We start from the raw sequence: 22538 nt of genomic DNA, 5'->3' as shown, positions 1-22538 counted from the left end.
TGCGGGCGCACAGGTCGCACGTGATTCCGGCGCGAATCCTTCACGCTCCGGCGTTCCCCCGACGGCTCGCGCCGCGAACCGGAATCCCGAGCCGGGCGGCGGCTGCGGGCGCGGCCCATGCCAACGACCTTCTGGGCTGCACGGCGGCCCTCGGGGAGGGAGCGGCGCAGGAGTAAGCGCCGGACGTCCGAGCGGCGCGGCTTGCGCCGCGCGTGCGCATCAGAGCCAGCCGTTCCTGCGGAAACCCCGGTGGATGAGGATGCAGGCGGTCACGATGACACCGAGGACCAGCGGATAGCCGTACGCCCAGCGCAGCTCCGGCATGTGGTCGAAGTTCATGCCGTAGAGGCCGCACACCATGGTGGGCACCGCGATGATCGCCAGCCAGGCGCTCATCTTGCGCATGTCCTCGTTCTGGGCCACCGTCACCTGCGCGAGATTGGCCTGGAGGATCGAGTTGAGCAGGTCGTCGAACCCCGTGATCTGCTCGGTCACGCGGGTCAAGTGGTCCGAGACATCACGGAAGTACGCGCGTATGTCCGGGTCGATCCCCGGCAGCATGTGGCCCGGTGCGGGCTCGGACAGCGCCTGCAGCGGGCGGTCCAGCGGCGCGACCGCCCGCTTGAGTTCGAGGAGTTCGCGCTTGAGCTGATAGATCCTGCCGGTGTCGGCGCCGCCCCTGCGGCGGGCGAAGACGTCGCTCTCGACGTCGTCGATGTCGTTCTGGATGGCGTCGGTGACCGCGAGATACTCGTCCACCACATGGTCGGCTATGGCGTGCAGGACAGCCGAGGGCCCCTTGGCCAACTGGTCGGGCACGGCCTCGAGTTCCTCGCGCAGCGGGCCGAGCGAGCCGTGGCGGCCGTGCCGGACGGTGATGACGAAGTCGGGTCCGGTGAAGACCATGATCTCGCCGGTGTCCACGACCTCGCTGGTCGCCGTGAGCTCGGCGTGCTCGACGTAGCGCACGGTCTTGAAGACCGTGAACAGAGTGTCGTCGTACGGCTCCAGCTTGGGGCGCTGATGGGCGTCGACGGTGTCCTCGACGGCCAGCGGATGGAGGCCGAACAGCTCTGCGACTCCGGCGAATTCCTCCTGGCTCGGCTCGTGCAGACCGATCCATACGAAGCCGTTGCGCCGCTTCCGCACCTGGTCGATCGCGTCCCCGGCCGGACAGCTGCCGCTCTGGCGGATCCCGTCGGTGTAGACCACGCAGTTCACCACTGCGCTTCCGAGCGGCGACCGGGCCGGGTGGCTGAGGTCCACCTTGTGGCGGCGGTGCGGCAGACGGACCGCTCTGCGGAGATTGCTGATCACTGACACGGGCGTGCTCCTCACACAGCTGAGCGGCCAGTGTCGCAGGCAGGCCCGTGCCGGGACGAGCCCTCCCCGTCGCGGAGGGTCAGACGGGCAGCTTGAACCAGATGCGCTTTCCGGCGCCGAGCGGTTCCGCGCCCCAATCCTGGGAGAGCTGCTCGACGATGAGCAGACCGCGGCTGCCGGCGGACGTCTCCGACGGCGTCCTGCGGTGGGGCAGCGTGCTCGAGCAGTCCTGGACCTCGACCTTGAGCAGCTCCTGCGAGTCGCCGTTCAGCCGGAGCAGCCGCGCCGTCAGCATGGCGTCGCCCTCGGTGTGCATCACGGCGTTGGCGATCAGCTCGTTGGCCGCCGCCACGGCCGCTTCGCACGTCGTCTCCAGGCCCCAGTGGATCAGCGTGCTTCTGAGCATCTGACGCGCCTGGGCCGGCGCCTGGGGGTCGGAGTGGGTGACCAGGCAGCTCCAGTGGCGGCGCTCCTCGGGGTGGCGGGCGCCGGTGAGGCCGACCAGCAGCAGAGCGACGTCGTCCTCCTGCCCCCGCCGGGACTCGATGGTGGCGACGATGTGCTCGGCCAGTTCGTCCTTGTCGTCCGGACCGCCGCACAGGATGCTCTCGATCTGGCGTACTCCCTCGTCGATGTCCATGCCGTGGAACTCCACGAGCCCGTCGGTGCACAGCAGCAGCGTCTCGTCCGGGCCGAGCTGGAGGCTGGTCGGCGGGTACGAATTGCTGCTGTACTGCGGTAGGCCGAGCGGGAGGCCGCCGTGCACATACGGGCGCGAGCACCGGCCGTCGGCATGCCGGACCAGGGGACCGTGGTGACCGGCGCGAACGAACTGGGTGCGGCCCGTCACCGGATCGAAATCGGCGTAGATGCAGGTGGCGAAGCGGTCGGTGTCGAGGTCGTGCAGGAACGTGGAGGCGCGGGCCATGACGGTGGAGGGCGGGTGCCCCTCGGCGGCATAGGCGCGCAGGGCTATCCGGAGCTGGCCCATGACCGCGGAGGCATGGATGTCGTGCCCCTGGACGTCTCCGACGGCCAGGCCGACCCGGCCGGTCGGGAGCGGCACCACGTCGTACCAGTCGCCGCCGATCTGGTGGCCGTTGCGGGCGGGGCGGTAGCGGACGGCGATGCTGGCGCCGCTCACCTCGGGAATGCTGGCGGGCAGCATGGCCTGCTGGAGGCCGACCGCCATCGCGTGCTCCTCGTCGTAGAGCACCGCGCGCTGGACGGACTGGGCCGTGGTGGCTCCGAGGGCGAGCAGCAGATTGCGCTCCTCGGGGCTGAAATCGCTCCGGCCCTCGTAGACGATGGCGATGGCACCGATCGTCCGGGCCTGGGCGATCAGCGGCAGCACGGCCGCCGCGGTGCAGTCCTTCGCCTTGCAGTACGGGGCCAGCATCGGGAAGCGCCGCATGGACTCATCCCGGTCGATGAACAGCGGGGTCTGGGTGCAGACCACGTGGTTCGGCGGGAGCGGGGTCTCCAGGCGTGTCACGCTGGTGCCCTCGATCAGCTCGGGTGCCATGCCGCAGCTGCCGACGATGCGCAGCCGGTCCTTCTCGACCAGGTAGAGGGCGATGCTGACGGCCCCGATGCTGTCCAGGAGTTCGTCATTGGTCAGGGCGCCCACCACGTCCTGGATGGTGAGGGCCTGGGAGAGCGCGGTGGTGGTCGCGTGGACCACATCGGTCTGGCGCTCCCGGGACCTCTCCAGCGCGGCCTGCTGCGTCAGATGCTCCAGCTCGGGGCTCGCGTCGCGGACGATGCCGACGACGCGGAGGGGGCGGCCCGAGGCGTCGCGCTGGATGTGGCCCTGGGTGTGCGTCCAGCGGACGGTGTCGTCCTTGCAGACGACACGGAAGTACGCGCCGTAGTTGTCACGGTGGCCGATCGCGTCGGCGACCAGTTCCTTCAGCCCCTCGACCTCCTCGGGAACCATGTGCTGGGCGAGGGTGTCCGTGCAGTCGTCGTATTCGCCGGGGGCGAAGTCGAACACGGACATGGCGCCGGCGTCGAGGAAGAACTTGTCGGTGTCCAGATCCCACAGGAAGCTGCCCATGCCGTTCAGCGCCAGCGCTTCGGGCAGTTCCTCCCTGAGGTCGGTCCCGGGCTCCTCGAGACGCATCCTCTGCGGCGCTATGTGGGGCGGTTGCAGGATGGGGTGGGTTGCCATGAGGTCTCCGGGCCTCGTCACACAGAACTACTCCGATCTACCAGAACACATATCGATACGCTCGTACAGATGGATTCCGGTACAGATCGGCTCTACACCTGAAAATTTAGGGCGATCCGACAAAGAATCCGGCGGTCTGTCGCGGGATGCACATCTCGTATTGCGGACCGACGATGGCATCACGCGGTTCCGACGCGCGGACGAGGAGGTACCCGGGTGTGCCCCCACGGTTCCGGTGGCGACGGCGCCGACCCGCTCCTCGACAAGGCCGCCGCCGCTCTCTCCGCTGACAGCACCGAGCAGGTGCTGCGGCAGGTGCTGGGCGGCACCAGCGCCGGGATCGCCATCCTCGACACGCGTCTGCGCTTCCTGTACGTCAATCCCGCGTTCGCCGCCATGGCGGGGATCCCGGCCGCCGGTCTCGTCGGCCACACCCTCGCCGAAGTGGCCCCCGGGATCGAGAGCCGCACCGATGTGCTCCGCGAGGTGCTCGCGGACGGGAAGACCCGCGAAGCGATCACCAGCGGCCGCACCCGGCACGAGCCCCCGTACGAGCGCCGCTGGTGGCACGGCGCCTACCACCGGCTGGAGGCGGGAGGCCGGGTGACCGGCATCGTCGGCGTCATCCTGGAGGTCACCGGCTCCCAGCGGCAGCAGCGGGAATTGGAACAGGCCCGCGAGCGACTGGCCCTGCTCGATGCCGCCGCCACCCGGATCGGCACGGCCCTCGATATGGACATGACGTGTGCGCAGCTCGCCGATTTCCTTGTGCCGCTGCTGGCGGACATGGCCACGGTCGAGGTCCTGCCCACCGACGAACCCGAGGGCCGGCCGCTCGAACCGCACCGTGATGTGCGTCTGCGCCGCGCCGCCCTGGCCGTCGCACCGGAGCTGCGCGGGGCCGTACCGCACTTCGGCAGGGCGGGCGACTTCGTGGCCCATCCGCCCGGCTCGACGGCGGCCCGGTGTCTGGTGGCCGGGCAGCCGGTGCTGCAGAACCTGCAGTCCGAGGAGGAGTTGAGCCGGTCGGCGCCGGAGGCCGGGAAGCTGGCCGCCTACCGGGCCGCGGGCATTCACTCGACCCTCGTCGTACCGCTCGCCGGAGCGGAGCACCCCATCGGCACCGTATCGCTGGCCCGGTCCGGTGACTCCCCGGCCTTCACCGACGAGGACGTGGTGATCACCCAGGACCTGGCGCGGAGGGCGGCCATCGGCATCGGCAACGCCCGCCGCTACGCCCGCTCCCAGGGCATCGCGCTGGAGCTGCAGCGCGCACTGCTGGCGGAGCCCGGCAGCCCGCACCCCAACATCGAATTCGCCTCCCGCTACCTGCCGTCCGGCAGCAGCGCGCTGGTCGGCGGCGACTGGTACGAGACCGTCCGCCTCTCGTTCGGCAGAACGCTCCTGGTCATGGGCGATGTGATGGGGCACGGCGTGGAGGCGGCCGTCGACATGAGCTACTACCGCTCGACACTGCGCTATGTGTCGGCGACCGACCTGCCGCCGCACCGGATCCTGCGCCAGCTCGACGCGACGATCTCCGGCAGCGAATCCGCCCGCCCGGCGACCTGCCTGCTCGCGCTCGCCGACCCGGCCCGCGGCCTCTGCTCCTTCGCCAGCGCCGGCCATCTCCCCCCGGCGCGGATTCTCCCGGACGGCACCACGGAGCTCATCGACCTCCCGAACGGGCCGCCCCTGGGCACCGGCTTCGGCGGGTACGAGCCGGTCACCCTCGACTTCACGGAGGGGCAGGTGCTGCTCCTGTACACGGACGGGCTGGTGGAGCGCCGGGGCGAGGACATCGATACCTCCCTGGAGCGCCTCGCCGCCCTACGGCTCCCCGTGACCGCGGGCGTCGACGAGATCCTGGACGAGGTCCTGCGACGCATGGCGGGCGAGGCCGCGGAGGACGACGTGGCCGTCCTGGCCGCGCGGGTCCGGCCTCCGTCGGGCCCCGGGACGGAGGAGGCGTAGTGCACCGCCCCCGGGACGCGGGCTCCGGGCGCGCTGCCGACCCCGTCACGACAGTGCGGCCGGGGCCGATGAGTTCCGCCCGTCCGCGCCGTCCTACGTGCATGAGGACGACGACAGCACAAGGCGTGACCGCGGCCGCGGTCACGCACCGGGCGAAGGGCGACTGAGATGACCACCGTGCTCGACCTGGAGCCGCCGGCCCGGCAGGTGGCCCGGCTCCTGGACCACATCGGCGACGACCAGCTCTCGGGGCCCACGCCCTGCCCGGACTACGCCGTACGCGACCTGCTGGGGCATCTGATCGGGCTCACCGCCGCCTTCCGGGACGCCGGGACGAAGACGCACACCGCGGCGACCGGGACGGACCCGAGCAGCACTCCGCCGCCGGGTCTGGAGGGCGATTGGCGCGCCCGTCTGACGGAGCAGCTCGGCGAGGTCGTGGCGGTCTGGCGCAGCCCCGAGGCGTGGGAGGGCATGACCGAGGCCGGCGGCATCACCTTCCCGGCCTGGGTGGCCGGAAGAGTCGCCCTCAACGAGCTCCTCATCCACGGCTGGGACCTCGCCCGCGCCACCGGACAGCACTACTCCTGCGACGACACGACCGTTCGGGCCGCGATCGCGTTCATGGAACCGTCGGCTGACGAGGCCGAGCGCGGCCCCCTGTTCGGGCCGGTCGTCGAGGTCCCCGACGACGCGCCGCTGCTGGACCGTGCCGTGGGGCTCAGCGGCCGTGAGCCGACCTGGTCCTCGCGGACGGCCTCGCGCCCGTAGAGACCGCCCTGACAGTCCCTTCGCGAGACGGGCCCCGGCGGAGATCCGCCGAACGCGGCAGCGGGGGCCCCGTTGACGCGCCCCGGCGTCCGCTGACGCGCCCCGGGCGTCCGCCGCGCCCCACGGCCGCGCGGCGGGGCTTGGGGCGGTGGCGCGGGGCGGTGGCGCGGGGCGGTGGCGTGCGGATGTGGCCGCGCCCGTCCGCGCTGGGCCCGACGGGCCCGTGTGCCCGTGTGCCCGTGGCCCGGCCCGCGGGACGGGCCCAGCGGGCGCGCGCTACGCCGGGCTCGTCGCGCCGGCACGTCAAGCGGCGTCGTGGAACACCAGCCCGAGCGTGTGGCGCATGCCCGAGCGGATCGCGCTGACCCCGTGCCGTACGGGCGAGGCGGACCAGCCGCGGGCCGACCGGACGGGGCGGTCGCGGGTGGTGAATACCAGCCCGTGGCCCTGCCGCAGCACCGTCGCAGTACCGCGCGACTGGGCGCGGGGCCGCTGCTCGACGAGCAGGAACTCGCCGCCGGTGTAGCCGGCACCCTGCTCATCGAGCGCGATCACGACCTGGAGCGGGAAGAACAGGTCCCCGTACAGGTCGCGGTGCAGGGCGTTCCAGTCGTCCCGACCGTAGCGGAGCAGGATCGGGGTGGGCCGGGTCTGGCCGGCCTCATGGCACATCTCCAGCCACTCCCCCAGGGTGTCGGGCCAGGGCGCGGGACGGCCCAGCTTCGCGGCCCAGTCGCGGGCAACGGGCAGCAGATGCGGGTAGAAGGCCTCGCGCAGCCCCCGTACGAGGCCGGGGAGGGGATGGTCGAAGTACCGGTACTGGCCGGAGCCGAAGCGGTGGCGTGCCATGTCGACGGTTGAGCGGAAGCGCTCGGTCTCGTCGTACATCTCGGCCACCGCCCGGCACTCGGTCGGGGTCAGGACCCGGGGCGTGAGCGCGCAGCCGTACCCATCCAGTTCCGCGGCAAGGGCCTGCCAGTCGGCCCGGGCGACGCGGTCGCGCGGCGTCACCCGGGCGCGTGCTGTCGCGGTGTCCGTGGCCGCCGCGCTCACAGCGACGCCACCCGCCGTCCGGCGGCCGGGCGTTCGCCGGGCGTGCGCTCGCCGAGGGCCGGTGCGCCTTCGAGCCGCAGCAGCGTCCGCTTGCGCTCCAGACCGCCGGCGTAGCCCGTCATCGAACCGTCAGCGCCGATCACCCGGTGACAAGGACGCACCACGAGCAACGGGTTCGCACCGATGGCCGTGCCGACCGCGCGAACAGCCGCGCGCGGGGCGCCGATCGCTGCCGTGAGCGCACCGTAGTGCGTCGTGGCGCCGTACGGGATCTCCTCCAGCGCCTTCCACACTCGCTGCTGGAAGTCGGTGCCGCGCGTGGTGTGCTCGATGTCGAACGCGGTCAGCTCGCCGTCGAAGTACGCGCGGAGCTGCCCGGCGATCCAGGCGAAGGCCGCCGGGTCGTGGCGCCGGCCGTCCTCGACGACGGCGCCGCGCTTCTGGCTCGGCACGGACACCGAGGCGAGCGCGGTGCCGCCCTTCGCGGTCGCCGACTCCTCGCCCATGAGCAGCAGTTCGCCCAGCGGGCTGTCCATCGTCGTGTAGACCGTCATCGGTCCGTCCTTTCCCTTGCCGTTCGTCGTTCCGGGTACGAGTCTGCGGCGCCTGCCGTGCCGTTTCCGGCGGAATCCGGACGTCGCATTCCCGCCGCTCCGCCCCGGTCACCGGTCGCCCTTCCGCCCGTGACCGGCCCCGGCCCTCGCCCCAGCGGTCTGCGGCCGAGGCGCCGCCTGCGCTGCCGCCTGCCACAGGTGGTGCATGGCGTAGGTGCGCCAGGGCTGCCACGCGCCGGCGTCCGCGGGCGTGGCGCCGACGCGGCGGAGACCGGCGCGGATGCCGGCGTCACCGGTCAGCAGGACGTCGGGGTCACCGAGCGCGCGCATGCGGATGTATCCGGCCGTCCAGGGGCCGACGCCGCGCAGCGCGAGCAGGCTTCGCTCGGCCGCGGCGCGGTCGGCGCCCGGGTCCAGGCTCACCGTGCCGTCGCTGAGCGCGGTGGCGAGGGTGCGCAGTGCGGTCCTGCGGGGCTCCGGCATGCCGATGTCCTCCAACGACGTCCCGGCGAGGTGGGTGGCGCGCGGGAAGAGGTGGGTCAGACCGCCGTCGGGCGCCGGCAGCGGCTCCCCGTATGCCTGGACCAGCGCGGCGCCGAGCCGTCTCCCTGCCCCCACCGACACCTGCTGGCCGAGCACCGCGCGGACGGCGAGTTCGTGGCCGTCGGCCGCGCCCGGTGCGCGCAGGCCCGGGCGCCGGGCCACCAGCGGGGCGAGCGCCGGGGAGTCGCCGAGCCGGGCGGCCACCGCGTACGGGTCCGCATCGAGGTCGAACAGGCGCCGCATGCGCTGGATGGCCGTCGTGAGGTCGCGCAGTTCGGTCAGGTGCAGCCGGCAGTCCAGCCAGCCTCCCTCCCCGTGCCCCGCCCTGCCCGTGCCGCCACCCGGCCGCTCGCCCACCTCGGCGATCCCGATGCCGTGCGGGAGCCGTAGTGTACGGCGGTAGGTCCGGGCCCCCGGGAATCCGGTGACCTCCTCGATGCCGGCGAGGGCGCGCCGCTGAAGGTGGTCGAGGAGCTCGCCGGACGCGTACGGGCCGCGGAACGCCAGCCTGAGCGGCACCCCGGAAGCGGGCGCGCCCTCGGGGCCGGCGTCAGCGGGACCCGTCGAGCGGCGGCCGGGCGCGGCCGCCCGCAGTCCGCGCGGCGTGATGCCGTAGATCTCCCGGACGGTGTCGTTGAACTGCCGCACACTGGCGAAGCCGGCGGCGAAGGCGATCTCGGCCGCCTGCAGGCCGGTGGTCTGCAGCAGGACGCGGGCGGTGTGGGCGCGCTGGGCCCGGGCGAGCGCGATCGGGCCCGCCCCGAGCTCGGCGTTGAGCTGCCGCTGGACCTGGCGCGCGCTGTAGCCGAGTCGTGAGGCCAGGCCGGCCACGCCTTCCCGGTCCACCACGCCGTCGCCGATCAGCCGCATGGCCCGGCCGACGACATCGGCGCGGGCGTTCCACTCCGCGGAGCCGGGCACAGCGTCCGGGCGGCAGCGCCGGCAGGCGCGGAAGCCGGAGGCCTGGGCGGCGGCAGCGGTGGGAAAGAAAGTCACGTTCCGGCGCTTCGGTGTCGTCGCAGGACAGCTCGGTCGGCAGTAGATGCCGGTCGTGGAGACGGCGAAGAAGAATTCGCCGTCGAATCTGGCGTCCCGGCTGCGCACCGCCTCGAATTTGCTGTCCTCGCTCATCACAGGTCCCAGTGTGTGCCTCTCCGCGGGAGAGAGCTGGCGGAAATCGGACATGGCTGTCCGGGCCCCCGGCGCCCTGCGGACAGGGCCTCGCCGGAGGTGTAAGCACCTGTCCGGCAGCGCTCGGCACGCCGGGCCGATGGTTGCGTCCACCTCGTGGCCTCCTGGTACGACGGGCGCAGGGCCGTACTACGCCCCCGGCGCGGCGGCGCGGGCGGCACGCCGCCTTCCTCATCCGATCTGATGAGTCCCTGATCCTTTCGGCGCACGGGCGGCAACCCGCAGCACACGGCCCCCCTTTGACTGGATGACATGTCCGCTGAGAGGCGGCGGACTCCTTTTCCGAAGGAGAAGACATGTCACGCATGGTCAAGACCTGTGCCGTTGCCGCGGCCGCGGCCGCACTGGTCTCCGGTGCCGCGGGCACCGCCCTCGCCGACTCCGAGGCCAAGGGTGTGGCCGCCCTCTCGTCGGGCACCGGCTCCGGGAATGTGCTCCAGATCCCCATCAACTTCCCGATCAACTTCTGCGGCAACACCATCGATGACGGCAGCCTGTTCAACCCGGCCATCGGCAACGTCTGCGCACACGGCGGCCTCGACCACGAGCGCCACCGCTACGACGCCCGGAGCAACAACAAGTAGGCCCGCTCCCACGCGGGCGGGCCGCCGGCCAGGCCCCCCGCCGGCACAGGGCGCCGGCCGGGCAGGAACCATCCGGCGTACGACCCCGGGTGGCCCTCCGCACGAGGCGGGGGGCCACAAGGCTTTCACCCGCGGATCAACGGTCCTCGCCGGGGACGAGGCGGAGCAGCAGCAGGGCGGTGTCGTCGGTGCGGTCGCCCGAGGGCTGGGCGCACCCGATGAGCCGGTCCGCGAGTTCGTCGAGTCCGGCGTCCCCGGCCCGGGAGAGCGTGTCGACGAGATGGCCGAGCGTCCGTTCCTCGTCCGCGCCCGGCGCCTCGATGAGGCCGTCGGTGTAGAGGGCGAGGACCGCTCCCCGCGGCAGCGGGATCTCCAGGGTCGGGTAAGCGGCGTCACGGTCGATGCCCAGGAGCAGCCCGGGCGGCGGGGAGAGGATTTCCGTACGGCCGCCGGGATGGCGCAGGAGGGGCCGCGGATGACCGGCGGAGGCCATCCAGGCCCGCTGCCGCCGTAGATCGAGGTGGGCGTAGAGGCTGCTGGTGAACAGACCGGGGTCCAGGTCGGTCAGCAGACGATTGGTGCGTGCCAGGACGGCGTCGGGCGATGCGCCGGCGACCGCGTGGGCGTGAACAGCCGTACGCACCTGGCCCATCAACGCCGCCGCGGTGACGCTGTGGCCCTGGACGTCGCCGATGACGGCGGCCGCGGTCCTGGAGTCCAGGCGCATCAGGTCGTAGAAGTCGCCGCCGATGTCCAGGCCGCGGGTGGAGGGCAGGTAGCGGGCCGCCACCTCCAGGCCCGGCACATGGGGCAGCACGTGGGGGAGGAGCCCGGCCTGCAGCGTGCGCGCGAGCTGATGCTTGGCGTCATAGAGGCGGGCGCGGTCCAGGGCTTGGGCGATCAGTCCGCTGAGCGAACTGAGGGCGGCGCGTTCGTCGGGGGTGAAGGGGTGCGGCCCATCGTAGGCCACGAGGAGGCAGCCGACCGTACGGCCGGACGCGATCAGCGGCAGGAACGCCCAGGCGGCCATGGAGGAATGCGCCTCGGCGAGCGCCGGGTACGCCCTTGCCAATTCATTGCCGGAGCCGTAGAACGCCGGTTCGCCCGTGGTCAGGGCGCGCACGCCCGGGGTGGGCGCGCTCAGCGGGGTGCCGTCGAACTCCTCCACGATCTCGGGCTCGTAGCCGCGGGATCCGACGACATGCAGCCTGCCTCCTTCGGCGACCAGCAGGGCGAGCCCCTGGGCACCGAAGGCGGGCAGGAGCTGGTCGGCCACGAGATCGGCGACGTCGCGCACGCCCACGGCCTCCGTCAGCGCACCGGCCAGCAGCATCAGGTGGTAGATGGCCCCGACGCGAGTGGGCGCCGTACCGGGCCCGGCCTCCGGGATGAGGCTGTCCTCGGGGCGCTCCTCGACGCGGGTGGGCGTGATGCGCACGCTGATGCCGGACGCGTCCGGGTAGAGCTGGAAGAACAGCCCCTGGCCGTCCGGCCGCCGTACGGTGAAGGACGTCGGCCTGCGGCTGAAGACGGCGGCCCGGTAGCGGTCCTCGTAGACCGGATCGGCCAGCCACGGCAGCGCATCCCACAAGCGCGATCCGATCACCGACCGGGCGGGCTCGCCCAGTAGCTCGGCCGCCTCCCTGCTGACGAAGGTGACCCGTCCTTCGAGATCCAGGGCGCATCCGCCCCCCGGGAGGCGTTCGATGAAGTCGACGGCCGCTTCGGCCTCGGCACGGTTCACCCGCGCCGGACGGAGCTGGGGCAGCACCCGCGGTTCATGCCCGGGCAGCAGCGGCCGCCCGGCCTCTGCTGCCTGCCGCAGCAGGCCCGCCATGCGCTCGCAGGCGCTATCGATCGCGGCCCGTTCGGTCGAGTCGAGGGCGTCGGGATGCGAACCGGGCCAGAGCAGCAGCACCGCGCCCCAGGTGGATGTGTCGGTTGTGACGGGGGCCGCGGACAGCGCGAAGTGATACGGGAGCACGAGCGCGGCGCGCGGATAGCGCCGGGCCAGCTCGCTCTGGGCGGCGACCCAGATCAGCCGCCCTTCGTTCACCGCGTCGGTCACCGGGAGCGGCGAGGCGAGGCCGACGCGGGCCCACGGGGTGGCGAACTCGCGCGGAACCCCGGTCATGACCTCCAGTCCGAGCATCTGCCGACCCGGCACCAGCAGATAGACCCCGCCCGCGTAGGCGCCCGTATCGCGCACGACCTCGGCCAGGATCCGGTCCAGCAGCCGCCGCGCGAAGTCCGGCCCTGGGGGCTGTGCGGCGTGGCCCATATGCGGACCATACGCCCGGGACCGGACAACGGCACGCGTTCCCGGAGCGGGGGCGGCCCGTGGCCCGCGGGCGGGCGGGGCGGCAGCAGGCTGGGCCAGGGCGGCCCCGGTGCGGTGCGGGCGCGGTCCGTTCTGGGCTGTACGGGGCTGTACGGGCTGTACGGGCGGGGCCTCGCCGGAGCGGGGCTCGGGGCGCGCTGCGGCGAACGCCGGGCCTCGGGGCGCGGTGCGGTGAGCGCAGGGCCTCGGACGCCGGGCCTCAGGCGCGGTGCCTCGGACGTACCGGCGGGCGCCGAGCCTCGGCCCGTGGGCGAGCGCCGAGGCCCGGGGCCATGAAAGCACGGGGCCTCCTTCCGGCCGCATCAGCCGTCCTCGCGCCCTCCGCCGAGCCCACACATGCCCCTTACCCACGGCGAGCAGGGCCAGAAGGGCAGTCAGGCGAGGCCCCGGCCCGCCCCTCGCAGGTGGCCGACCCGGGGCGGGCGCGACGACCCCGGGCGGCGCGGGCCCGCGAGTGCAGGGCGGACGAGGCCCGGGTTCCACGACCCGCCGCGGCCCGCCCGGCCCCCGGTGCCGGGGCCCAGGGGTACGGGGCGCCCGGGTACGGGGCGCCGGGTACGGGGCGCCGGGTACGGGGCGCCCCGTACCCGGCGGTCACGTCCCCCACAGCCCCGGCCGCCGTGCGTCCGGCCGGTGGCCTGGGACACTGGCGGCAGTCGTGCATGGTGGGTGCGGTCGTGAGAGGGGCGCTCGATGCGTGAGATCCTCCCGGCGCTGAGCCGCTGGTACGAGGCCGGGGCGACGTTCGGCCTCGCCACCGTCGTGTCCGTCAGTCGCAGCGCGCCGCGCGATCCCGGGGCCGCGATGGCCGTGGGCCCGGACGGCGAGGTGGTCGGCAGCGTCTCCGGCGGTTGCGTGGAGGGCGCGGTCTTCGAACTGGCCCAAGGGGTGGTGGAGTCGGGCGAGGCCCGCCTGGAGACGTTCGGCTACAGCGACGAGGACGCCTTTGCGGTCGGCCTCACCTGCGGCGGCGAAATCACCCTGCTCGTACGTCCGGTGTCCCGCGAGAGCGATCCCGGGTTCGCTGAAGTCGCCGCCGCCGTGGCCGGGCAGCGCCCGGTCGCCCTGGCCACCGTGCTCGCCGGGCCCGCCCCGCGCGGAGCGACGCTGGCGGTCTGGCCGGAGCGGGTGTCCGGGACCCTCGGTTCGGGCGGCCTGGACGCGGCCGTCTCAGCGGACGCCCGCGGCGAGTTGGCGCAGGGCGCGACCGGGCAACGGCACTACGGGGCGCGCGGGGAGCGGCGCGAGGACGACGTCACCGTCTTCCTGCAGTCGTTCGCCCCGCCTCCGCGAATGCTGGTGTTCGGCGCGATCGACTTCGCCGCGGCCGTGGCCCGCATCGGCGGCTTCCTGGGCTACCGGGTCACCGTCTGCGACGCGCGTCCGGTCTTCGCGACGCCGAAGCGCTTCCCCGGGGACGTCGAGGTCGTCGTGGACTGGCCGCACCGCTATCTGCGCGGCACCGTCACCGACGAGCGGACGGTGATCTGCGTGCTCACCCACGATCCCAAGTTCGACGTGCCGCTGCTGGATGTGGCCTTGCGCTCCCCGGCCGCGTACGTCGGTGCGATGGGCAGCCGCCGTACGCACGACGACCGGCTGAAGCAGTTGCGGGATACGGGACTTGGGAACGCGGAGCTCGCGCGGTTGCGCTCGCCTATCGGCCTGGACCTCGGCGCCCGTACGCCCGAGGAGGTCGCCGTCTCGATCGCGGCGGAGATCGTCGCCCTGCGCTGGGGCGGCAGCGGCGCGGCGCTGACGGATACGACCGGGGCGATCCACCCACCCGGTACGGGACCGCGTGACGGGCCCGAGTGACGGGGTCGCGTGACGGGCCCGAGTGACGGGGTCGCGTGACGGGCCCGAGTGACGGGGGGATGTGCGGCGCCCGGACCACGGCGGCACGGGCGCGGCCCGGCACGGCCGGCAGGCCACGAAGCGCCCGTTCCCCTTCGCCCAGCCCCGTAGCTGGCCTGCACCCACCGCACCGCGTCGGTCTCGGTCAGCAGGTTCGGCGAGGCGCTCCCGCGCAGCAAGTGGTCCTGGAACGCGGGGAGTCCAGCGACGTCGTCCGTGCGCCAGAGGCACAGGAGGAGGCAGGGACGGGACGAACGGCCCCGGAAGCCGTGTGCAGTTCAACGGTCTCGGGCACTGGTGAACCATTCGCCGCCTTCCGGCACCCCTGGTGACCGGCGCCCGCCGCCTGCGGAGCGAAGTCCCCTTCTTCTTACGGGTGTTCAGGTGTCCGCCCATCGCAGCGGGCCGTGCCGGAACGGCGGGAGCCGACCACGCGCCACGCCGGGCCGCGGGTGGTATGAGGCACATCCGGTGCTGTTAGATGGCTTCAACAGGCTTGACATTCGGGCGAGATGGGAACGGGCGGTCTCATGGGGGCGATGAAGGTTTCGGTGGTCATCGAGTCCGACGGGATCGACCTGCAGGAGCTGGACGAGCTCACCCGGAGTCTGGAGCAGGAGCTCGCGCTGCTCGACGCCGCGGACACCGTGGAACGGCCCGAGGTGCAGACCCTGCCCGAGGGCGCCAAGAGCGGCACCGTGGTGACCATAGGGACGCTGATCGTCAGCGGTGTCTTCTCGCGCGCCGCGCTGCAGGCGCTGGTCGGGCTGGTCGCCGAGTGGCGCAAGCGCGCCGAGGCTCGCCGGGTCGAACTCACCGAGGGCGACGACTCCCTGATCGTCGAGGCGCTGTCCCCGGCCGAGCAGCGGGCGCTCATCGAAGCCTGGATCGAGCGCCGCTCCGACGGCCGGTGACCACCACCGCCCGCCGCGCTGTGCGCCGGAGGCGCGCGGACCGCTCCGCACCCTTCGGCGCGCGGCGCCAGGCACATGGTGACCGGAGCCCGTCGTGACCCGAGCCGCGCTGCTCGTCGCGACGACCGAGTACGTGGATCCGGGGCTGCGGCTCCTGCGCTCCCCCGCCCAGGACGCCCGCCGCCTCGGCGCACTCCTCGACGATCCGTCGATCGGCTACTTCGACCGCGTCACCATGCTGGTGAACGAGTCGAAGGCGTCGGTCGAGGAGCACGTCGAGGAGTTCTTCCGGAACCGCGCGGCCTCCGACACCCTGCTGCTCTACCTCTCCAGTCACGGCATCCGCGACAAGCACGGACGGCTGTTCTTCACCACGGTGAGGACGCGCCGCGAACTGCCGGACTCCACCGCGGTGTCCGCCCGGTTCGTCGAGGAGCAGATGAGCCGCTGCCGGGCCTCCGGCAAGATCTTGCTGCTGGACTGCTGCTACGGCGGCGCGTTCGTGCAGGGCATGGAGCCGTTCGCGGCGGAGTCCGAGGAGCTGACCGCACAGGCGGCGGGCAAGGGCACCTATGTGATGGCGGCCTCTGACGTCCTCGAATTCGCTTACGAGGGCGAGCAGATGAAGCACCGATCGGGCCCGTTCCGCTCGGTCTTCACCGAGGCGATCGTGGACGGTCTGAGCACCGGGCGTGCGGATGCGGACAACGACGGTGTGATCACCGCCCACGAGCTCTTCGCGTACATCCAGGCCCATGTGCGGGAGACCGGCGTTCCGCAGACGCCGACCGAGTTCACCTCAGGCGTCCAGGGCAACATCCCCGTCGCCAAAGCAGCGTTGTGGCACCGCGGAGCGGGTACGGACGCCGACCCGTTCGCCGTGGACGGACTGCCGCTCGGCGAGCTGCTCCCCGCTCTCGTGCCGACCGAGCAGCGCGGTCTGTGCGCTCCCGACTGGCCCCCCAACGGCACGTTCGCCGTGCCGATCGGCCGTATGTACGACCCCGCCCAGGGCCTGCAGGAGACGCTCACCGTGGACCTGTCGGGGGGCGCGGCGCATGTCGGTGTCGTCGGCGGGATGTGGAGCGGCAAGACCTCAGTCCTGCGGACCCTGGCCTGCTCGCTGGCGCTCACCCATTCGCCCGAGGAGATGCAGATCTACGCCCTGCACGGGGAGCCGGACGGCCTGGCGCGCCTGAGGGGCCTCCCGCACATGGGCAAGGTAGCGGACTACGCGGAGGGCTGGGAGGTCCGCGAGCTGGTCGAGGGCGTCACGGCCACACTGGACCGGCGCGAGCAACTGTGCGCGGCCCTGCGCATCCGCTCACCCCGGATGTTCCGTGCCCGCCGGATGCGGGGTGAGCTGCCGGCGGAGCGCCACGGGGAGATTTTTCTTCTCATCGACTCCTGGCGGGACTTCGAGACCCGGTACCCCGAACTCGCCCGTCAGGTGCTCCGCGTCGCCCAGCAGGGCGCGTACTACGGGGTGCATCTCGCGGTCTCGGCCGGCCGCTGGCAGGACTTCCCCGAGGACCTGGCGCTGCACCTGAGCACCTGGATCGAGCTGGCGCTCGCCAACCCTCAGGAGTCGCGCATCGACGCGGAACTCGCCGGCGGCATCCCGCCCGGCGGGCCGGGGTTCGGTCTGACGCGGGGCCGGCGGTACGTACGCATCGCGCTGCCGACCCTGGCGGACCCGCGGACGGAGGACGAAGCGGCGTCCGGCGGGGGCGCGGGCGACATGAGCGGCACAGGAAGGATGGGCGCGGCCGCGACGGCCTTCGACGACGAAGCCGCCGGACTGGACCGCCTCGTCGTGCGGGTGGCCGAGTCCTGGGCCGGGCCCAAGGCGGCGCCGCTGGACACCAGCCCGGCTCCCACCGCCACAGGCCCCGGCTTCATGGACCTGCTGGACGTGGACCCGCTGCGCGCCGCCGCTCCGCGCTCCGTGCCGACGGGCACCACGCCGGAAGTCAGCACGCCGACGGGCACCGCGCCGACCGGCACCACGCCGGTGGGCACCGCGCCGACGGGCACCACGCGGGTGGGCTCCGTGCCGACCGGCACCACGCCGGTGGACGGGGCCATGGCGGAGGCAGATCCGCTGGACGTGGACCGGCTGGACGAGGACCCGTTCGCCGCGGACCTGCCTGGCACCGATCCGCCGCCGACGGCCCTGTTGGACGCCGGCCGGCCGGGCACCGCCCCGCTGGGCGTCGGGCCCCAGGGGTCCGGCCTTCCCGTACCGGCCTGGACTCCCCGGCCGCCGGCTCGCCAACTGACCGCGCCCCTCGGCGTCGACCCGACCGGCAAGCGCGTCCTCCTCGATCCCAAGGCCGCGTCGGACGGCGGCTGGGGCCCGCACGGCCTGCTGCTCGGAGCGACCGGATCCGGCAAGTCGGAGCTGCTGCGCACCCTGGTCCTGGGGCTGGCGTCGCAGCACTCCCCCGAGGACGTCAACTTCTTCCTGCTCGACTTCAAGGGTGCCGCCACGTTCTCCGACCTCGACCGTCTCCACCACGTCACGGCGGTCGTCACCGGCCTGGAGTCCGAACTCTCCCTCACCGAGCGCCTGTCCTCCGCGCTGTACGGCGAGTTGCAGCGTCGTCAGAATGTGCTGCGGAATGCGGGCAACTACGCCTCGCGCACCGACTACGAGAAGGCCCGTGCCGCCGGAGCGCACCTTGATCCGCTGCCCGCGCTCTTCGTCGTCGTCGACGAGTTCTCCGAACTCCTCGTGGCCCAACCGAGGTTCCAGGATCTGTTCATCGCGATCGGTCGCGTCGGGCGGTCGCTCGGCATCCACCTCCTGCTCTCGGCCCAGCGGGTCGAGGAGGATGTGCTGAGGGGGCTGGACACCCACCTCTCGTACCGGATCGCCCTGCGGACGGGCTCGGCGGCGGGGTCGCGGGCGGCCATCGGCACCCCCGACGCATACACGCTGCCCGCACAGCCCGGCGGGGGATATCTCAAGGTCGGCGTCGACAGCATGACGCGCTTCCAGGCCCCGTACGTCTCCGGTCCCGTCCGGCCGGGGAGCGAGGAGACGGTCTACGAGACGGTGATCGACCGGCTCGCGGGGCGGGGCCCCGTCGCCCATCAGGTCCTGCTGCCGCCGCTGGACGCACCGCCGACACTCGACGGTCTGCTTCCCGTCCGCACCTGGCGTTCGGGCAGCGGCGAACCGCCGGTGCCGCACGCCCCCGGTCAGATGCCGCACGCCCCTGGTCATCTGCGCGTCCCCGCCGGAGTGGTCGACCGCCCGTTCCACCAGCGCCGCGATGTGCTGGACGTGGACTTCTCGGAGCGGACCGGGCATCTCGCGATCGTGGGCGGCCCGTTGAGCGGCAAGTCGACCCTGCTGCGTACGCTCGTCTGTTCGCTCGCGCTGACGCACACGCCGCGCGAAGTACAGTTCTACTGCCTCGACTTCGGCGGCGGCAGCCTGCAGAGCCTGAGCGGCCTGCCGCACGTCGGCGGAGTTGCCTCCCGCCTCCAGCCCGACCAGGTGCGCAGGACGGTGGCCGAGATGACGGCGCTGCTGGACCGGCGGCAGCGGGAGGCGGCCGAGCCGGGTTCGGACACCCACGCCCCCTGGCGGCGGCGACACGGAACCACCGGGGCCGACGAGAGTTCCGGCGATCCGTACGGCGATGTCTTCCTCGTCGTCGACAACTGGGCGGTCCTGCGCGAGACCTACGAGGATCTGGAGCCCGCCGTCATCGATCTGGCCGCGCGCGGGCATGCCCACGGCATCCATGCCGTCATCACCGCCACCCGCTGGATGCAGGTCAGGCCGGCCGCCCAGGACCTGTTCCCCGTACGCCTGGAACTCCGTCTCGGCGATACCCGCGACTCCTCCATCGACCAGCACGCCGCGGCCGCCGTCCCCGAGGGACAGCCGGGCCGCGGACTGGCCCCGGACGGTGCGCACTTCTTCGCGGCGCTGCCGAGGATCGACGGCGGAGCGGGGGACGAGGGGCTGGCGGCCGCCGTCGAGAGCCTCGTCACGGAAGTGGCGCGCGCCTGGGCCGGACCGCCCGCCCCGCCCGTACGGCTGCTGCCCGATGTGCTGCCCGCGGACATGCTGCCCGCGCCCTCCGGCGACCGCATCGTCATCGGCACCGACGAGGAGTCCCTGGCACCGGTGCACCTCGACTTCGCCAAGGATCCGCACTTCGTGGTCCTGGGAGACAGCGAGTGCGGCAAGTCCAACCTTCTGCGCCTCATCGCCGAAGGACTGGTCACCTCACTGCCGCCGGAGCGGGCCAGGCTGATGGTCGTCGACTACCGCCGCTCGTTGCTCGACACCGCCGTCACCGAGCACCGCATCCTGTACATCGCGTCCTCATCGGCGCTCGGCCGCGACATCAACGACGTCGTCCAGGCACTGCAACAACGCCTGCCGGGAACGGATATGACGCCGGAACAGCTCCGGTCGCGCAGTTGGTGGACCGGGCCCGATCTCTATCTACTCGTCGACGACTTCGACCTCGTCACCACCGCCTCGGGGGACCCGCTGCAACCTCTGGCCGACCTGCTGCCCATGGCGCGGGACATCGGCTTCCACCTCATCCTCGCCCGCAGGTTCGCCGGCGCAGGACGGGCGATGTACCACCCGCTCATGCAACGCCTGCGGGAGATGGGCACACCCGCGCTCATCATGTCCGGCACCAAGGAGGAGGGGGAGCTGTTCGGCGTGCGGGCGCGTCCGCTTCCGCCGGGCCGGGGCCAGTTCGTGGACCGGCGCGCCGGAAGCCGCCTGATCCAGACGGCGCTGCTCGCGCCGGAGGAGACCTAGTGCCGAGCCCGCCGAGGTTCGCCACAAGCTCCCCCGGATACGACGGGACCCGCCGGTCGCGCCCCCGGCGGGTCCCCTCTGCGTAAGTACGAGCCTTCTTGCGAGCTTTCCGTACGAATCCTTCCCTCCCTACGGCTCAGCTCGCTGGCGAGGCGGCCGACTCCTGCTGCGGCGAACCGTCCGCGGCCCCGCTCTCGGCGCGCTCCTTGCGCGGTACGAGGACCCGCTCGGCCAAGTACCCGAAGAGCAGGCCGAATCCGGCCCACAGCAGTGCCTGGATGGCGAACGCCGCCATCCGGAACTCCCACAGCACGGTGGCCGGGAAGTCGGCGGGCGTCTCGTCGACCACGGGCAGGAACACCATCGCGAGCGCGACCACCCCCACGAAGGCCGCCGATGCCGTGATCGACGCGTTCCAGTTGCCGAGGCGCGGAGCGAGCCGCCGCCCGAGGATGACCGCGCCGACGCCCAGCAGGACGGTGAGCGCGATCATCAGGAAGAACAGCGCGGTGCGCTGGTCGAGCGTCTCGGCATCGGTCGAAGCGGGCGGGTTCGCCGGGTACTTGAGAAACGGCACGAGGCAGGTGGTGACGAAAGCCCCTCCGGCCACGAGCGCCGCTGTCGCCCGCGGCCCGAAGCGACCGATCCGCCCCAGGGCGAAGCAGAACGCCAGCGCGGCGATGCCGCCGACGGCGATGCCGAACACCAGGGTGCCGGTGGCCAGGCCCGCCGTCGACTGCACGGAACGACTGACCAGTTCCACGCCGCCGTGCTCGTGGGAGTGGGACTCCTCATAGGCGATGGCGGCGTCGACGGAGGGTTCGCCGATGAGATACGCGAGCGCGAAGGCCGGGACACCGGCGATGACGCCCGCGATCATGCCGCGCACCAACAGGGCGCGGATGGTGACGGAGTTCATGTGTGCGCTTCCCCACTCAGTGGCAGGGGAAGCCGAGCAGGTGCCGGCCGTCGTGCACCCACTCGTGGACGCCCTCGCCGGCGAACACGGCGAAGACCCCCTGCTCGGCGCCGACGAAGTACAGCAGGACGAGCATCAGAACGCCGACGAAGGCGGCCCAGGGCAGGATCGCCCGGATCGGCAACGGTGCTACGGCGGGCGGCGAAAGGGGCGTTGGGGCAACGGCGGACTGGGCCATGGCGAGACCTCCTCGGGAACACGCGTCCCGTCATCGTGTGGAGCACGCGACGACGGCGCGTGGGTCTGACTCACCGGCGGGCGCCTCTCGGCGAGATGCGGCCGCTCGGCACACAGTGGCGCGACCGTGCCGGACTTGCACCGGACTTCCGAACGCACCGTCGTCCTAGTGGACCCGACGGTACAGCCACTGGTCCGACCAGCCAACACCGGCCATCGGCCAACGCTCCGGACCACCGCCATCGCGCGTGGGACGACAAGTGCTCGCCCACCCCGGGACGACGGTCCCGGCCGCCGCCTCCACACACGGGCAACGGCGCCTCCACGTACGGGCAACAGGGTCCCGGCCACCGCCCAGCACCGCTGCCGACGGTGACGCACGTCACCACCGATTCACTGGCATCACGCCGATTCAGTAGCATCACGGCACACCCGCCTCCCGGACGGCCGCGCCACCCCGTACGCGTCACAGCGAGACGACGTCCCCGGCGTAAGGACATCTCCCATCACTCTTCGACTGACCCTGATCACTCCCGCAACCAGTGGCGCCCTCGGCGAGACACGGTTCGACGACGGCAGCGTGCTCGACGACCGCGGACTCGCGGCGGCGCGCGCCGCGGCCGCCCACCTGCCCGCGGACCGGTGGCGCCAGTTGACGGCACCCTCGACGCGCTGCCGCCAGACGGCCGACGCCCTCGGTCTTCTGCAGGCCGCCGACGAACCCGCCCTGCGAGACTGCGACATGGGCACATGGCGGGGCCGCAGCCTCTCCGATGTCCTTCAGCACGAGCAGGCGGCGTTCACCGCATGGTGCCAGGACCCGTCCGCCGAGCCTCCGGACGGCGAGTCCCGCTTCGACTTCGCGGCTCGTATCGCGGCATGGCTCGACCGGATGGACGCCCTCGCGTCCTCCGCCCGGTTGGAGGGTGGGGAGAACCACCGGCGCGCCCGGACAGTCGCCGTGGCCGAGCCCGGAGTCGTCCGCATGGCGGTGCTCCATGCCCTGTCGGCGCCCCCTGAGGCGTTCTGGCGCATCGACGTACCGCCGCTGGCCGTCACGCAGCTCGTCGGGAAGGGAGGCCGGTGGAACGTACGCGCCACCGGCCTGCACCCGTAGGCCCGCGCCGTCTTCTCACGCAGGACCGCGCGGTCCGCGCCCCGGATGGATCCGCGGCAGTCCGCGCCCCGGTGGGTCCGCGGGGTCCGCCCCGGTGAGTCCTCGGCAGGCCACAACCGCGGACCGGCACGGCAACCCCGCTCCCGTAGCCGCCCCCGTACCCACGGTGAGCGCACCATGCGGCCG

General features: G+C 72.8%; 15 protein-coding genes and 1 riboswitch. Of the genes, 7 read left to right on the top strand and 8 right to left on the bottom strand.

Annotated elements, in window-relative coordinates; all coding sequences use genetic code 11:
* Positions 1–219 precede the first annotated feature (219 nt).
* Positions 220–1323 carry a magnesium and cobalt transport protein CorA gene (locus AB0M26_RS15125; RefSeq protein ID WP_365260242.1) on the bottom strand — a complete coding sequence of 368 codons (1104 nt, stop codon included), beginning with the start codon at positions 1321–1323 and terminating at the stop codon, positions 220–222.
* A 79-nt stretch (positions 1324–1402) separates the two neighbouring features.
* Positions 1403–3496, bottom strand: a complete 2094-nt coding sequence (locus AB0M26_RS15120; protein ID WP_365260239.1) for a SpoIIE family protein phosphatase — start codon at positions 3494–3496, stop codon at positions 1403–1405.
* Positions 3497–3712: 216 nt separating this feature from the next.
* Here AB0M26_RS15120 and AB0M26_RS15115 point away from each other — a divergent pair, with 216 nt between their 5' ends.
* Both AB0M26_RS15115 and AB0M26_RS15110 read left to right on the top strand, forming a co-directional pair.
* The gene (locus tag AB0M26_RS15115; RefSeq protein WP_365260236.1) at positions 3713–5470 is read left to right on the top strand and encodes a SpoIIE family protein phosphatase; all 1758 of its coding nucleotides are present in this window, start codon (positions 3713–3715) and stop codon (positions 5468–5470) included.
* Positions 5471–5638: 168 nt separating this feature from the next.
* On the top strand, positions 5639–6241 hold the full coding sequence (locus AB0M26_RS15110; RefSeq protein ID WP_365260233.1) for a TIGR03086 family metal-binding protein: 603 nt from the start codon (positions 5639–5641) through the stop codon (positions 6239–6241).
* A 303-nt stretch (positions 6242–6544) separates the two neighbouring features.
* Here AB0M26_RS15110 and AB0M26_RS15105 read toward each other — a convergent pair whose 3' ends face one another.
* The 3 genes from AB0M26_RS15105 to AB0M26_RS15095 form a co-directional block, all read right to left on the bottom strand.
* Positions 6545–7294, bottom strand: coding sequence for a 2OG-Fe(II) oxygenase (locus tag AB0M26_RS15105; RefSeq protein ID WP_365260230.1), 750 nt, complete (start codon positions 7292–7294; stop codon positions 6545–6547).
* Positions 7291–7848, bottom strand: coding sequence for a methylated-DNA--[protein]-cysteine S-methyltransferase (locus AB0M26_RS15100; RefSeq protein WP_365260227.1), 558 nt, complete (start codon positions 7846–7848; stop codon positions 7291–7293). The genes AB0M26_RS15105 and AB0M26_RS15100 overlap by 4 nt, the downstream gene beginning before the upstream one ends.
* A 108-nt stretch (positions 7849–7956) precedes the next feature.
* Positions 7957–9522 (bottom strand): AlkA N-terminal domain-containing protein, encoded by a 1566-nt coding sequence (locus AB0M26_RS15095; protein WP_365260224.1) that lies wholly within the window; start codon positions 9520–9522, stop codon positions 7957–7959.
* A gap of 356 nt (positions 9523–9878) precedes the next feature.
* Here AB0M26_RS15095 and AB0M26_RS15090 point away from each other — a divergent pair, with 356 nt between their 5' ends.
* Positions 9879–10166: a chaplin gene (locus AB0M26_RS15090; RefSeq protein ID WP_365260221.1), complete on the top strand. Its 288-nt coding sequence runs from the start codon at positions 9879–9881 to the stop codon at positions 10164–10166.
* A 136-nt stretch (positions 10167–10302) separates the two neighbouring features.
* Here AB0M26_RS15090 and AB0M26_RS15085 read toward each other — a convergent pair whose 3' ends face one another.
* On the bottom strand, positions 10303–12447 hold the full coding sequence (locus AB0M26_RS15085) for a SpoIIE family protein phosphatase (RefSeq protein WP_365260219.1): 2145 nt from the start codon (positions 12445–12447) through the stop codon (positions 10303–10305).
* A 753-nt stretch (positions 12448–13200) separates the two neighbouring features.
* On the opposite strand from AB0M26_RS15085, the gene AB0M26_RS15080 reads away from it, so the two are divergent.
* The 3 genes from AB0M26_RS15080 (at position 13201) to eccCb (ending at position 20079) form a co-directional block, all read left to right on the top strand.
* On the top strand, positions 13201–14325 hold the full coding sequence (locus AB0M26_RS15080) for an XdhC/CoxI family protein (RefSeq protein WP_365260216.1): 1125 nt from the start codon (positions 13201–13203) through the stop codon (positions 14323–14325).
* A 578-nt stretch (positions 14326–14903) separates the two neighbouring features.
* Positions 14904–15278, top strand: coding sequence for a hypothetical protein (locus AB0M26_RS15075; protein WP_365260213.1), 375 nt, complete (start codon positions 14904–14906; stop codon positions 15276–15278).
* Positions 15279–15372: 94 nt separating this feature from the next.
* Positions 15373–20079, top strand: a complete 4707-nt coding sequence (gene eccCb / locus AB0M26_RS15070; protein ID WP_365260210.1) for a type VII secretion protein EccCb — start codon at positions 15373–15375, stop codon at positions 20077–20079.
* A gap of 136 nt (positions 20080–20215) precedes the next feature.
* Here the strand turns inward: eccCb and AB0M26_RS15065 are convergent, their stop codons facing one another.
* Both AB0M26_RS15065 and AB0M26_RS15060 read right to left on the bottom strand, forming a co-directional pair.
* Complete coding sequence (locus AB0M26_RS15065) at positions 20216–20998, bottom strand: CbtA family protein (RefSeq protein WP_365260207.1); 783 nt, start codon at positions 20996–20998, stop codon at positions 20216–20218.
* A 16-nt stretch (positions 20999–21014) separates the two neighbouring features.
* Positions 21015–21236 (bottom strand): CbtB-domain containing protein, encoded by a 222-nt coding sequence (locus tag AB0M26_RS15060; RefSeq protein ID WP_365260204.1) that lies wholly within the window; start codon positions 21234–21236, stop codon positions 21015–21017.
* 63 nt (positions 21237–21299) lie between these two features.
* Positions 21300–21386: riboswitch (cobalamin riboswitch) on the bottom strand.
* Between the two features lie 429 nt (positions 21387–21815).
* Here AB0M26_RS15060 and AB0M26_RS15055 point away from each other — a divergent pair.
* A complete protein-coding gene (locus AB0M26_RS15055) occupies positions 21816–22352 on the top strand; it encodes a histidine phosphatase family protein (RefSeq protein WP_365260201.1) in 537 nt (178 codons plus the stop codon).
* The last annotated feature ends 186 nt before the right edge of the window (positions 22353–22538 follow it).

The sequence above is a fragment of the Streptomyces sp. NPDC051776 genome (genome assembly GCF_040681345.1).
In the GTDB taxonomy this organism is placed as follows: Bacteria; Actinomycetota; Actinomycetes; order Streptomycetales; family Streptomycetaceae; genus Streptomyces.
This window is presented reverse-complemented; position numbering and strand designations above follow the sequence as displayed.